This is a genomic window from Acidobacteriota bacterium (assembly GCA_030697165.1).
Classification (GTDB): domain Bacteria; phylum Acidobacteriota; class Vicinamibacteria; order Vicinamibacterales; family UBA2999; genus 12-FULL-67-14b.
In genome coordinates this window covers 207371-220892 of record JAUYQQ010000023.1, presented here as the reverse complement: position 1 = coordinate 220892, position 13522 = coordinate 207371, and the positions used below count along the sequence as shown (strand labels likewise).

The 13522-nt window shown below is 67.8% G+C and carries 11 protein-coding genes; all 11 read left to right on the top strand.

Annotation, left to right across the window (positions count from 1 at the left end):
* The first annotated feature begins 1 nt into the window (after position 1).
* A complete protein-coding gene (locus Q8T13_23150) occupies positions 2-1252 on the top strand; it encodes a sensor histidine kinase (protein MDP3720670.1) in 1251 nt (416 codons plus the stop codon).
* Entirely contained in the window at positions 1249-1908 is a 660-nt protein-coding gene (locus Q8T13_23145; protein ID MDP3720669.1) for a response regulator transcription factor, read from the top strand. Before Q8T13_23150 ends, Q8T13_23145 begins: the two co-directional genes overlap by 4 nt.
* 71 nt (positions 1909-1979) lie before the next feature.
* Positions 1980-3071 (top strand): glutamyl-tRNA reductase, encoded by a 1092-nt coding sequence (gene hemA / locus Q8T13_23140; protein ID MDP3720668.1) that lies wholly within the window; start codon positions 1980-1982, stop codon positions 3069-3071.
* The gene (gene hemC, locus Q8T13_23135) at positions 3068-3997 is read left to right on the top strand and encodes a hydroxymethylbilane synthase (protein MDP3720667.1); all 930 of its coding nucleotides are present in this window, start codon (positions 3068-3070) and stop codon (positions 3995-3997) included. The genes hemA and hemC overlap by 4 nt, the downstream gene beginning before the upstream one ends.
* The gene (gene hemB, locus Q8T13_23130; GenBank protein MDP3720666.1) at positions 3997-4980 is read left to right on the top strand and encodes a porphobilinogen synthase; all 984 of its coding nucleotides are present in this window, start codon (positions 3997-3999) and stop codon (positions 4978-4980) included. Before hemC ends, hemB begins: the two co-directional genes overlap by 1 nt.
* Positions 4977-6275 carry a glutamate-1-semialdehyde 2,1-aminomutase gene (gene hemL / locus Q8T13_23125; protein ID MDP3720665.1) on the top strand — a complete coding sequence of 433 codons (1299 nt, stop codon included), beginning with the start codon at positions 4977-4979 and terminating at the stop codon, positions 6273-6275. Before hemB ends, hemL begins: the two co-directional genes overlap by 4 nt.
* Positions 6272-7309 (top strand): uroporphyrinogen decarboxylase, encoded by a 1038-nt coding sequence (gene hemE, locus Q8T13_23120; protein MDP3720664.1) that lies wholly within the window; start codon positions 6272-6274, stop codon positions 7307-7309. Before hemL ends, hemE begins: the two co-directional genes overlap by 4 nt.
* Positions 7297-8700: an oxygen-independent coproporphyrinogen III oxidase gene (hemN, locus tag Q8T13_23115; protein MDP3720663.1), complete on the top strand. Its 1404-nt coding sequence runs from the start codon at positions 7297-7299 to the stop codon at positions 8698-8700. Before hemE ends, hemN begins: the two co-directional genes overlap by 13 nt.
* Positions 8697-10070 carry a protoporphyrinogen oxidase gene (gene hemG / locus Q8T13_23110; GenBank protein MDP3720662.1) on the top strand — a complete coding sequence of 458 codons (1374 nt, stop codon included), beginning with the start codon at positions 8697-8699 and terminating at the stop codon, positions 10068-10070. The genes hemN and hemG overlap by 4 nt, the downstream gene beginning before the upstream one ends.
* Positions 10067-11005, top strand: coding sequence for a ferrochelatase (locus tag Q8T13_23105; GenBank protein ID MDP3720661.1), 939 nt, complete (start codon positions 10067-10069; stop codon positions 11003-11005). Before hemG ends, Q8T13_23105 begins: the two co-directional genes overlap by 4 nt.
* Before the next feature lie 140 nt (positions 11006-11145).
* Positions 11146-13512 carry a TonB-dependent receptor gene (locus Q8T13_23100; protein ID MDP3720660.1) on the top strand — a complete coding sequence of 789 codons (2367 nt, stop codon included), beginning with the start codon at positions 11146-11148 and terminating at the stop codon, positions 13510-13512.
* Positions 13513-13522 lie beyond the last annotated feature (10 nt).

Genomic DNA, 13522 nt, shown 5'->3' with positions numbered 1-13522 from the left:
CGTGACTCTCGATCGCCTTTTCGTCGAGTGCAGCGCACTGGGCTTTCAGTCCGTGCTGACGACGACGCTGGCCATCACCTGCTACGTGCTGTGGCGGCGCCAGCGGCGCGACTACTTCCTCACCTGGTCGGCGGCCTGGTTTCTGTACGTGCTGCGGCTGGCGGCGATGTCCACCTTCCTGGTTCGCCGCGACATGGTCTGGCTGTTTCTCCACCAGGTCATGACCGGGTTGAGCGCGCTGCTGCTGCTGGCGGCGGCGTGGCAACTGTCGCGCGGGTTTACCTGGCGCCCGTGGCACCTGCTGGCCGTGCCCCTGATGGTGGGGTGGGCCTGGCTGACGATCTTCGGCATGCAGAGCATGATGGTGGCGGGCGTCACCTCCACGATCCTGTTGTCCTCTGTCACCATCTGGACGGGGGTGGTGTTCTGGCGCGACCAACGCCGGCCGTCGAGCGGCGCCATCAAGGTGCTGACCTGGGCGTTCGTGCTCTGGGGCATCCACCACCTCGATTACCCGCTGCTGCGCGGCTTCGGCGCGGCCGTGCTGTACGGCGCGTTCGTCGACATGCTGTTCCTGTTCGCGATCGGGTTCGGGATGCTGTTCCTGGTTCTTGGCGAAGAGCGCGCGCGGCTGAGCTCCAGAACCGCTGACCTCGAACAGTTGACCCGGCTGCTGCTGCGGGCGCAGGAAGACGAGCGGCGCCGTATCGCGCGCGAGCTGCACGACGAGGCCGGACAGGCGCTCACGGCCGTGAAGATCGAGCTCGATCTCGACGGCCACACCGATGCCGGGGCGCGCGTTGGCCGCGCGCTGGCCCAGGTCCGGGATCTCAGTAACCTGCTGCGGCCGTCGGCGCTCGATGACCTGGGACTCGCCGTCGCGCTGCGGGCCCTGGCGGCCGACGTCTCGGAGCGCTCGCGGCTGCAGGTGGATCTCGAAATTGACGGCCACGCGCTGCTGCCACCGAACGTCGAAGTCGTCATCTATCGCGTCATGCAGGAAGCCCTCACGAACACCGTGCGCCATGCGTGCGCCACGAGGGTCCGTGCGTATCTCGGACTTGGCCCACACCTCGTCGTACTCACGGTTGAAGACGATGGCCGTGGGCTGTCGCCGGACGTGCGCCCCAACCTGGGCTGGCTCGGCATGCAGGAGCGGGTCACGGCGGCGGGCGGCACCCTGGCCATCTCGGGTCATGGTGTGCCGGGTGTGCGGCTGACGGCGTCAATTCCGGTCGAGGCCGCGCCATGAACGCGCCTCCCGTGCGGGTGATTCTCGCCGACGATCACACCCTGGTGCGCGCCGGCATTCGCCGCATCATCGAATCGCAACCCGGCTGCGTGGTGGTGGGCGAGGCGGCCGACGGCCACGAGGCGATCGACGCGTTGCGGCGGGTGGTGGCCGACGTGCTGGTCCTCGACCTCAAGATGGACGGCCGCGACGGCATCGAAGTGCTACGAGTGGCCAAAGCCGAGCGGCCCCAGCTCCAAGTCATCGTCCTCACCATGCACGCGGGCCGCGAATATGTGGCGCGCGCGCTCGAAGAAGGCGCCAACGGCTATTTGCTGAAGGACTCGGCCGTCCAGGACCTGGCGGCGGCAATTGATGCGGTGATGGCCGGCCGCACCTACTTCAGCCCGGCGATCCAGCAACAGATGGCCGAGATCCTCAAGGGTCGCGGACCGGCCTCGCCGGACCTCCGCTCCCTGACCGACCGTGAGCGGGAAGTGCTGATCCTGGTGGCGCGCGGCCTGGCCACCAAGGAGATTGCCGCCGCACTCGACATCGGCGGCCGCACCGTCGAGACCCACCGCGCCAACCTGATGCGCAAGCTCGGCGTGAAGTCAGTGGCCCTGCTGACACAGGTCGCCATCCGCGAGGGCATCGTGGATCTGCCGGCTCCGTAGTTGTACGGAGCTGGTCTCCGCATTCTTGCGAATTGTCGATCACTGATGGGCTCGCTAATCTGGGCTTGCCCGTGTTTCCAGAGACATCGTCCGCGCCGGTCCTGCCGATCGATGGCCTCGCGCCTCTGCGCGCGGTGTCGATCAGCCACCGGACGCATGGCATCGACGGCCTGACCACGCTCGCGGGCGGACCCGCCGCGATGGCCGATGTCCGAGCCGCACTCGCCAGCCGCGGCATCGAGGCCGTCCTCCTGGTCACCTGCAACCGCCTCGAACTGTACTGGCGCTCGCGAACGCCACAGGATGATGTGATCGTGTCCGGGAGCCTGGCCGCGGCCCTTGGTGCCAATGCCGGAGACCTCAGTGGACGGGCATCGTGGCTGACGGGCGAGCGTGCGGCGCACCATCTTTTCCGCGTCTGCGCGGGTCTCGAGTCGGTGGTCATCGGTGAGGCCGAGGTGCTGGGGCAGGCGCGCGCCGCCCTTGACACCGCCGGCGGCGCCGGTCGATTGGTCGGCGGCGTGTTCCGTGCGGCGATTCGGGCCGGACGCGCGGCCCGGGCCGAGACCGGCATCGCGCGCGGCTCGATGTCGGTCGCATCGACCGCCATCCACTGGCTGGCTGCGCACGTCTCGCTCGACACCTGCCGCGTTCTGGTGGTCGGCGCCGGTGACACGGCGCGCAAAGCCGCCCGGCACCTGAAGGCCGTCGGCGTCCGCGAGATGGTGGTGGTCAATCGGACCCTGGCGCGCGCGGAGGCGCTGGCGGTCTCAGTGGGCGCCGACGCCGTGGGTCTTGACGCGCTTCAGGACCAAATCCTTCTGGCTGATGCCATCGTGTCGGCCGTCACCGTGAACCAATGGGTGATCACCCGCGACCACATGCGCCGCCGGTGTGCCAACGCCGACCGGCCCTTGTTCGTCGTCGACCTGGCGATGCCGCCCAGCGTGGAACCGACCGAGTTCGCCGGCATCATGCGCATCGACCTGGGGGTCATCGAGCAGGTGACCCGCGTAGGCCGCGAACAGCGAGCGGCCGAGGCCCCGCGGGTCGAGGCCGTGATTGCCCGCGAGGTCGAGTGGTTGCGGAAGTGGGCGGCACGCGAGGCCCTGCGGCCGCAGGCCGGCCGCCGGCCCGTGAGGGCGTGCGAGGCGGACGCGTGAGGTTGCGGATCGGCACGCGGGGGAGCGCCCTGGCGTTGTGGCAGAGCCGCCACGTGGCCGCCCGGCTGTCGGCGGGCGATCGTGATCTCCAGGTGGTACTGGTTGAGATCACCTCCGCCGGTGATCGCCTGACCGATGTCCCACTGTCGCACGTGGAAGGCACCGGGTTCTTCACTGCCGCGATCGAGCAGGCGCTGGCCGCCGGCGAAATTGACGTGGCGGTCCATAGCTTCAAGGACTTGCCGGTGGATTCCACCGCCGGCCTGATCGTGGCCGCCGTGCCGGAGCGCGGCCCGGTCGAGGATGTGCTGTGCGGCCGCGATGGGCTCACCCTCGCGACCTTGCCGGCAGGCGCCCGGGTCGGAACCTGCAGCACGCGGCGGACCGCGCAAGTGCGGCTGATGCGCCAGGACCTCGAGATGGTCACGCTGCGCGGCAACGTCCCCACCCGCGTGGCCCGGGTCGGGCGGGACCTTGACGCGATTGTTCTCGCGCGCGCCGGCCTGGTACGGCTGGGCCTCGACCACGCGATCACCGAGGTCTTCGCGATCGATCGCATGGTGCCCGCGCCCGCGCAGGGCGCCCTGGCGATTCAATGCCGTATTGGCGATACGGCCGTGCATCGCCGGATTGCGGTGCTCGATGATGCGCCGACGAGACGTGCGGTCGAGGCGGAGCGCACCATGCTGCACGTGCTCGGCGGGGGCTGCTCCGTCCCGGTCGGCGCCATTGCCACGCCGGTGGCCGGCGGGTTGAGCCTGTCTGCCGCCGTCTTCAATGCGGCAACCGGAGCGGCGTTGCGGGTGTGCGTCACCGGTGCCGATCCGGTGGCGCTTGGCCAACTGGCCGCGGCCCGCCTCATGGCGCAAGGGGCGGGGGAGATTCTCGCCGCGTTCGCGTCCTCGTCTGCAGGAGCGCCGGCGTGATGCGGCCGTTCCATCGTGGCCGGCGTTTGCGCCGTTCCGCGGCCATGCGCACGTTGGTCACCGAAACGCGCCTGTGCGCCGGACAGCTCGTGGCGCCGCTGTTTGTTTGCGAGGGAACGGGTGTCAGCGAACCCATTCCGGCCATGCCGGGCCAGTCGCGGCTGTCACCCGACCGCGCGGCTGACGAGGCTTCTGCGTTGGCAGCCGCCGGCGTTCGCGCGGTGCTGTTGTTCGGCGTGCCATCCAGGAAGGATGCGCAAGGCAGCGGCGCATGGGATGACAACGGACCCGTCCCGGCGGCGATCCGCAACATCAAGCGCGAGGCACCCGACGTCAGCGTGTGGGCCGACGTCTGTCTCTGCGAATACACCGATCATGGCCACTGTGGCGTCGTCCATGCGGGCGAGGTGGACAACGATGCGTCGTTGCCGCTGCTGGCGCAGGCCGCCCTCGCCTATGCCCGCGCCGGAGCGGATGTGATCGCGCCTTCCGACATGATGGACGGCCGGGTCGCGGCAATTCGCCTGGCCTTGGACACGGCCGGCTTCACCGATCGCGCCATCGTGTCCTACGCCGTCAAGTATGCCTCGGCGTTCTACGGCCCGTTTCGCGAGGCCGCCGGTTCGACGCCCCAGCATGGTGACCGGCGGGGCTACCAGATGGACCCGCCCAATCTCCGCGAGGCCCTGCGTGAGGCGATCGCCGATGTCGATGAAGGCGCCGACATGGTCATGGTCAAGCCCGGTCTGCCATATCTCGACGTGATCCGCGCGGTGCGCGAAGTGGTCGAGGTCCCGGTGGTGGCCTACCAGGTGTCGGGCGAGTACTCGATGCTGCACGCTGCCGCCGAGCGTGGGTGGATCGACCTTGACCGCGCCATGCTCGAAACCGCCATCAGCCTGCGTCGCGCGGGCGCCGACATCTTGATCACTTACTTTGCGAAGCCGCTCGCGCGGGCGCTATCGCGAGAGGCCACGTCGTGAGCAGTGGCTTGCAGACGCCGGCGATGTGGGCAGAGCGGGCGCGCCGTGTGTCCCCTGGCGGCGTCCATTCGCCGGTGCGCGCCTTCAAGGCCATGGGCATGCCCCCCCTGGCCATTTCGAGCGCCCACGGCGCACACCTCACGACCGTTGACGGACGCCGTCTCCTTGACTGGATTGGGGCCTGGGGGCCGGCCCTGCTCGGGCACGATCACCCGGCGATCGCGAGGGCGATCGTCGACGCCGTGTCCCGTGGGGTGGTGTTTGGCCTGTCCTCCACGCAGGAAGTTGAATTGGCCGAGCGGATCACCGACCGCGTGCCCGGGTGCGAGATGGTGCGGCTGGTCGTCACCGGCACCGAGGCGACGATGAGCGCGGTCAGGGTGGCGCGGGCGGCCACCGGACGGTCGCGCATTATCAAATTCGCGGGCGGCTATCACGGTCACGCCGACATGTTCCTGGTCAGTGCCGGCTCGGGCGCGGCCACCTTGGGCGTGCCCGACTCACCCGGGGTGACCGCGGCCACCGCCGCCGACACCCTGGTGGCCGAGTTCAACGATCTGGCGAGCGTCGATCGCTGCTTTGACGGATCGCCCAATGCCATCGCCGCGCTCATCGTCGAACCGGTGATGGGGAACATGGGCTGCGTGCCACCGGCCGCCGGGTTCCTGCAGGCGCTGCGCGAGCGCTGCACGCGCCATGGTGCCGTCCTGATCTTCGACGAGGTGATGACCGGGTTTCGCGTCGGCCGCGGTGGCGCCGCTGGGCGATATGGGGTGCCGCCGGATCTGGTGACGCTCGGCAAGATCGCGGGTGGCGGCCTGCCGCTGGCCGCCTTCGGTGGCCGCCGCGAGCTGATGGAACTGGTGGCGCCATCGGGACCGGTGTATCAGGCCGGCACCTACGCCGCCCACCCGCTGGCCGTCGCTGCCGGATTGGCCGCCTTCGATGTCATCGATGCCACACCAGACCTCTACGAAGGGTTGGAGCGAACCGGGGAATCGCTCGAAGTGTCCCTGCAGCAGACGATTGCCCGCACTGGTGTGGCCGCACGGGTGCAGCGGGTCGGCGCGATGTGGACGATGTTCTTTTCCGCCGGACCGGTGCGATGCTGGGCCGACGCGGCCGCCGTCGATCGCGAGGCCTACGTCGCGTTCTTCACCGGCATGTTGGCCCGGGGCATCCTGCTGCCGCCTTCGCCCTTTGAATCCGCATTTCTGTCAACCGCGCATGATCAAGTGGTCATCGCCCAGACCGTCGAGGCCGCCCGCGCGACCTTGCAGGATATGACGCGATGAACGACCGCTTCCTTCGCGCCTGCCGCCGGCAGCCCGTGGATCGAACCCCGATCTGGATCATGCGGCAGGCCGGCCGCTACCTGCCGGAGTATCGGGAACTGCGCAGCCGGGTGGGTTTTCTCGAGCTATGTCGCACCCCGGAACTGGCGGCGGAAGTGACCTTGCAACCGCTCCGGCGGTTCCCGCTCGATGCGGCGATCCTGTTCTCGGACATCATGCTGCCGCTTGATGCCTTCGGTATCGCGATGACCTTCAATCCCGGGCCGAAGATTGCCGATCCCATTCGGTCGCGGGCCCAGGTCGACGCGTTGCAGGCGAGGCCGGCCGCCGAGGCGCTCCCGTTCGTGGCCAGTGCCGTGAAATTGCTGCGCCGGGAACTGGACGGCCGCACGCCGCTGATCGGCTTTTGCGGCGCCCCGTTCACCCTCGCTGCCTACCTGGTACAGGGCGAAGGCAAAGAGGGCTTTGGCGCCGTCAAGCGGCTGATGTTCAACGAGCCCGCTACCCTCGAGGCGCTGCTCGAGAAGCTTGCCGTGGCGATGGTCGACTACTTGCGGTTGCAGGTCCACGCCGGCGCCCAGGCGGTACAGATCTTCGATTCGTGGGCCGGTATTCTCGGGGCCGCGGAGTACCGGCGCTTCGCGCTCCCGCACATCCAGTTCATGGTCAGAGGCGTGCGCGACCTGGGCGTGCCAGTCATCTATTTCGTCAACGGCGCGCCTCACTTGCTGGAAGCGGCGGCTGCGGCGGGCTCGGACGTACTCGGCGTGTGCTGGCGCACACCCTTGGACGAAGTGGCACGGCGGGTCGGCCCCGACCTGGCGCTTCAGGGCAATCTCGATCCGCACGTGCTATTTGCGACGCCGGCGGTGGTGCGCGAGCGGGCGGTCGAGTTGCTGGACCGCATGGCCGGCCGGCCTGGACACATCATGAACCTGGGGCACGGGATCCTGCCCGAGACGCCCATTCCCTCGGTCGACGCCCTGATTGATGCCGTTCACGCCCACAAGGGGGCGATGTCATGGCCAACCTGACCGATACCGCGTCCACGCTTGCACTGCTCGAGAAGTACGATCGACCAGGTCCGCGCTATACCTCGTACCCGACGGCGGTCGAGTTTCACGACGGCGTCGGTGACCGGCAATATCGACAGCGCCTGGCCCTGGTCGACGCGGATGCCCAGCAGCCGCTCTCGGCGTATGTGCACCTGCCGTTCTGCGAAGCGCGCTGTGCCTTCTGCGGCTGCAACGTCATCATCACCCCGCATCGCGAGGTCGCGGCGCAGTATCTAAACGTCCTCGACCAGGAGATCGCGCTGCTGGCCACGGCGCTGCCGCAGCGTCGGCAGATCGCGCAGATGCACTGGGGCGGTGGCACACCGACCTACTACGAGAGCGATCAACTGGCGCGCCTGTTTGATCGGATCCACCAGCATTTCACGTTCACTCCCGAGGCGGAACTGGGCATCGAGATTGATCCCCGCGTCACCAGCAGCGCGCAGTTGCGCCGCCTGCGCGGCCTGGGCTTCAACCGGTTGTCGATGGGGATCCAGGATTTTTCGCCGCAGGTGCAGCAGGCGATCAATCGCGAGCAGAGCTACGAGCTGACCGCGGCGCTAATCGCCGAGGCGCGGGCGGCTGGCTTCACCTCGGTCAATGTCGATCTGATCTACGGCCTTCCGTTTCAAACCGTCGAGTCCTTTGCCCAGACCCTCGAGCAGACGCTGACGCTCAGGCCCGATCGCGTGGCCGCGTACTCGTTTGCGTTCGTGCCGTGGATGCGGGCCCACATGAAGGCCCTGGCGACCGAGGCGCTGCCGTCCGCGAGTTTGAAGCTGGAACTGCTGGCTCTCACCATCGACGCCTTCGTGCGTGCGGGGTACCGGCAAATCGGCATGGATCACTTCGCCCTGCCGGCCGATGACCTGGGGCAGGCTGCCGAGCGCGGCGAACTGCATCGCAATTTCATGGGCTACACGGTCCAGAAGACCCCCGACATGGTCGCCCTTGGCGTCTCAGGCATCGGTGAGGTGCATGGCGCCTTCGTCCAGAACAGCAAGAAGCTGACGGAGTACTACGCGGCGATTGGTGACGGCCGTTTCGCCGTGGATCGCGGCTACGAGATGTCGCTCGATGACCTCGTGCGGCGCCACGTCATCTCCGGCTTGATGTGCAACTTCCGCGTCGACATCAAGCAGGTCGAAGCCGACTTTGCCATCGACTTCAAGGCCTATTTCGTGGAGGAGCTGGCAGAGCTGACGGCCGCGCACTCGCCAGCCACCGACGGCCTGGTCACCGTCGACGCGAGGGCGATTGACGTGACACCACTCGGCCGGCTGTTCGTACGGAACGTGTGCATGGTGTTCGACCGGTACCTGCGCGCCCGTACCGCTGGCCCCAAGCCCGTCTTCAGCAGGACCGTATGACCACCCCACGCGTGATCGTGGCCGGCGGCGGCATTGCCGGCCTGACGTGCGCCTACACGGTGGAGGCCGAAGCGGCACGGCTGGGTCGTAAGGTCGACGTCCTCGTAATTGACGCCGGCCACGAGGCCGGTGGCCACGCCCGGACCGTGGAGGACGCGGGCTGGTTGGTGGAGCGGGGCCCCAACGGATTCCTCGACAGCGAGCCAGAGACCATGGCCTTGATCGAAGAGCTGGGGTTGTCCCCGGACCTGGTGGAGGCCAACGCTCGGTCGCGCCGCCGGTTCGTCCTTCGCGGTGGCGCCCTCGTGCAGGTCCCCACCGCGCCGCCGGCTCTGCTGAGCTCGCCGATCATCAGTTGGCCCGCCAAGCTGCGCTTGCTGCGGGAGCCATGGGCAAAGGCGGCGCCACCGCACGCCGATGAGACGGTGTTCGAGTTTGCCGAACGCCGCCTGGGGCGGGAGGTGGCCGAGGTGCTGGTCGACACGGCAGTGGCCGGGATTTCCGCCGGTGACAGCCGGCAGCTGTCGGTGCGATCGCATTTTCCAATCCTGGTCGAGTGGGAACGTAATCATGGCGGCCTGTTCCGGGCGTTGCTGGCCCGACGGAAGACGGCACCGAGGCGGCCGCGACTGCTGAGTTTTGCCCGCGGACTTGGTACGCTGCCCCGCACCCTTGCCGACCGGCTGGCACCGCGGGTCATGACCGGCCGCGCCATCACGAATATCTCCCGGCACGCCCAGGCGTGGCAGGTGCAGTTGGCCTGCGGCTTGTCATTGCCGGCCGACCAGGTCGTGTTCGCGACGCCCGCATCGCAGACGTCCGCGATCCTCCGCGAGCTGGATGGCGAGCTGGCCAGCGAGCTCGCGGCGATTCCGTACGCGGGCCTGGCGGTCGTCGCTCTTGGCTATGCGGCGGCGTCGCTTGGTCGCGGCCTGGACGGGTATGGCTACCTCGTCGCCCGGAGCGAGCAGTTGGCGACCATCGGCGTGCTCTGGGAATCCTCGATCTTTCCGGGACGTGCGCCCGACGGCGCGGTGTTGTTGCGGGTGTTCCTCGGCGGTGCGCGCCGGCCCGATGTGGCCGCCCTCGATGACGCGACGTTGACCACGCTCGCCCGTACTGAGCTGGTCATGGGCCTGGGCATCGCCGATCGGCCGATTCGGCACCAGGTGTTCCGGTGGCCGGCGGCCATCGCGCAGTACACCGTCGGTCACGACGATCGGGTCGCCGCGATCCGTGAGCGCCTGGAGAGCCATCCCGGCCTCGACGTGTGCGGCACCGCTTGTGACGGGGTGTCTTTCAACCACGCGATTGCGGCGGCCCGGCGTACCGCCAGATCGGTCGCGACGCGCCTGCTGGGTGAGGCATGACCCTTCAACACCTCGTCCTCACTACCTACGGCGAACCGCCACTGCCTGGTTTCACCGACCAACTGGTCTACTCGTGGCGGATTCTGCAGGGGCTGACGCGAACGGTGGCCGACATTCCCCAGGTCGCGATTCCGTTCATCGCCCTGGCGCGCGCCCACGGCCGCCAGCGCATGTGGAAAGAGAACGATTACATGTCGCCTCTCGAGCCGATCACCGAGGCGCAGGCCGCAGCGGTCCGTGACGCACTGGCTCAGTCGGCACCAGGCGACTGGCGGGTTCATATTGCGTACGAGTTCCGGCGGCCACTCTTGCAGGACGTGCTCCGCACCATTGCTGATGACGATCCGGTCTGGATCGCGCCGATGTATGCCGCCGATTCCGCGTTCACCCACGAGCTGTCGCGACAGGCGGCCGCCGCGCCAACGGGTCGATCGGCGCGCCGCGGGCGCACGGAAGTGCTGCCGGCACTCGACCTGGATCATCTCGCCGATATCTCGGCAGCGCATGTCCTGTCGCAACTGGGAGAAGGGGATACCGGGCCAGCGACCGCGCTCGTGCTGGCGGCGCATGGGACCCTGCTCGAACCCGCGCGCCCGATCGACACCGGTCGCTGCGCCACCGAGCGGTTATACGGCGCCATCCGCACCCGCCTGTCGGCACACTTCGGGCTGATCTTGAACGGCTGGCTGAACCACACCCGCGGCGGCCGATGGACCGAACCTCCGATTGACATGACACTCGAGCGTGTTAGCCAAGCTGGCTTCACAAACGTGGTGTACTACCCGTTTGGCTTTCTGGCCGATAACGCGGAGAGCCAGCTCGAAGGCCAGCTGGCGGCAGGCGCCCGGCCGGAACTGCAGATCCGTTTCCTCCCCTGTCTGAACGATAGCGAAGCCCTGGCGGCCGCGCTCGCGAAGCAAGTCGTCGCTCAATAAAAGAGTCTTCCCAACCGAGATTCAGCCTTGACGACCTATTTAGTCGTATATAAACTTGAGACTTGATCTCATTATTGGTCGTTGAGAGCGTCCTCAATTGCCGGAGGTATCTCATGCGTTGTTCGTCCCTGACTGTCTTGGTGTTGGTTCTTGCCATTGGCGGCTTCGCTGTCGTCGGTGCCGCTACGCCGCCGGCGCAATCCCCGCCGACCATCTCCGGCCAGGTCGTTGACATTACTGGGGCCGTCCTTCCAAAAGCCGCCGTCACCGCGCGCCGGTCTTCTGGCCTGGTCGTGGACGCGGTGGTCTGTGATGCGGCAGGCCAATTTGTGCTGCGGCTGGCCGAGCCTGGCGACTACACCATCTCGGCGCAACACGACGGCTTTGCAGTGACCGAGACCACCATTACGGTGAACGCGCGGCCCCTGGCCGCCCTCGAACTGCGATTGCGACCAGGCGGGCTGGCCGAAGAGCTCACCGTCATCGGTGCCAGGTTGGCCGGGTCAGAGGAAATGCGGCGGCGGCTTCCCGGTGGCTTCGACCTGCTGACGCGAGAAGTCCTCGACGCGGCGCATGTGTTCTCGACCAGCGAGGCGCTGCGGAAGGTGCCCGGAGTGGTCGTACGCGACGAGGAAGGCCTGGGTCTTCGCCCCAACATCGGTATTCGCGGGCTCAACCCCACGCGATCGTCCAAAGTGCTGCTGCTCGAGGATGGGGTGCCGGTGTCGTACGCGCCCTACGGGGACAACTCCAGCTACTACCATCCCCCCATTGAACGCTTCGAACGCGTCGAGGTGCTCAAGGGATCGAGTCAGATCGCCCACGGGCCTGTGACGCTCGGTGGAGTGGTGAACTACATCACGGCCGAACCGCCGACGCACCCGCAGGGCGCGGTTCAGGTCGCTGCCGGCAATCGCGACTACCTGAATGCGAGCGGATCGCTCGGCGGGACGTGGGGCCACACGGGCGTCTTCGGCCACGCGCTGCGGAAACAGAGCGACGGCGCCCGCGACAACATCCAGAGCGAACTGACCGACGTGATGGCGAAGGCGAGCCGGGCCATCGGGACCGTCTCGCAGCTGGCTGTCAAGGCGAACTACTATCGCGAGCGGTCGCAGGTGACCTACAGCGGCCTGCGCGAGGAGGAGTACCGGCGAGATCCGCGTGCCAACCCGTTTACCAACGATCGGTTCGACGGCGACCGCGCCGGCGCAAGCGTCGTCTATCGTGGGCTGTTGTGGTCGCGCGTGGCGTTGAGCGGCACAGCCTATGCGTCGTCTTTCGCACGGGACTGGTGGCGCCAATCGAGCAATTCCGGACAGCGACCGAATGACGCCGGTGATCCGCAGTGCGGAGGCATGGCCAACCTTGGCACCACCTGCGGCAACGAGGGCCGCTTGCGGCGTTATCGACAGGGCGGAGTCGAACTGCGGGCGCGCCACGATTTCGTTGCCGGCGTCCGTCACGAGATCGACTTCGGCGTCCGCATCCACGGCGAGCACCAGGATCGGCGGCAGGAGAACGGCGACACCCCGGCGGCCCGTCGCGGTGTCCTGGTTGAGAACAATGTGCGCGGGACCGAGGCGCTGTCGGGATTCGTGCAGCATCGATGGATGGCGGGCTACTGGACCATCACCCCTGGGGCTCGCGTTGAGCGGATCAGCTACTCACGAACCAACCGGCTGCTGGACCGGTCGGGCCGGACCTCGGCGAGCGAGGTCGTGCCCGGCCTCGGCGTCTCCTGGGGACCGACGGTCGACCGGACCGTCTTCGCCGGCATTCACCGCGGGTTTGCGCCGGCCCGCGCCGAAGACATCATCAACAACACCGGAGGGACTGTGGATCTGGAGCCCGAGCGGAGCTGGAACTACGAAGCCGGCGGCCGGTTACGGGCGGGCGTTGTGGGCGTACACGGCACGGCATTTCGCCTCGACTACTCAAACCAGGTCGTTCCGGCCAGCCTCGCCGGCGGCATCGGCAGCGCGCTGACCAACGGCGGGCAGACCCTTCATCAGGGTGTCGAGGGCGGCCTCGACGCCGACTGGCGTCAGCTGCATGGCACGCGTCACGATCTCTACGGGCGTGTGTCGTACACCTGGCTTCCCACCGCGCGGTTCGTCGGTATTCGCACGAGCAACGTACCGGGATTCTCGGGCATCAATGTCGGGGGCAACCGGTTGCCTTATGCGCCGACGACGACCGCGTCGATCACGACCGGCTATCGGCATGCCCTCGGTGTCGACGTGCAACTCGAGTCGCAATATGTGGGGGCTCAGTTCGCCGACGACCTGAACACGGTCGCCGGCAGCCCCGACGGGCAGCGTGGGCTGATACCCGCACACACCTACTGGAATTTGGCCGTGTCCTGGCGCGCGCCTCGGCGCGGCGCGTCGGTGTTCGTGGCTGTCAAGAACCTCGACGGTCGCTTGTTCATGGTCGACCGCTCGCGCGGAATCCTGCCGAGTCATCCGCGCCTGATACAAATCGGGACGGCGTGGCGATTCTAAGTCCCCAGGA

Excerpts from the sequence above, each read along its gene's own strand:
- Q8T13_23145 (MDP3720669.1), top strand. The coding sequence starts at position 1,249 with ATGAACGCGCCTCCCGTGCGGGTGATTCTCGCCGACGATCACACCCTG.
- hemB (MDP3720666.1), top strand. The coding sequence starts at position 3,997 with ATGCGGCCGTTCCATCGTGGCCGGCGTTTGCGCCGTTCCGCGGCCATG.
- hemE (MDP3720664.1), top strand. The coding sequence starts at position 6,272 with ATGAACGACCGCTTCCTTCGCGCCTGCCGCCGGCAGCCCGTGGATCGA.
- hemN (MDP3720663.1), top strand. The coding sequence starts at position 7,297 with ATGGCCAACCTGACCGATACCGCGTCCACGCTTGCACTGCTCGAGAAG.
- hemG (MDP3720662.1), top strand. The coding sequence starts at position 8,697 with ATGACCACCCCACGCGTGATCGTGGCCGGCGGCGGCATTGCCGGCCTG.
- Q8T13_23105 (MDP3720661.1), top strand. The coding sequence starts at position 10,067 with ATGACCCTTCAACACCTCGTCCTCACTACCTACGGCGAACCGCCACTG.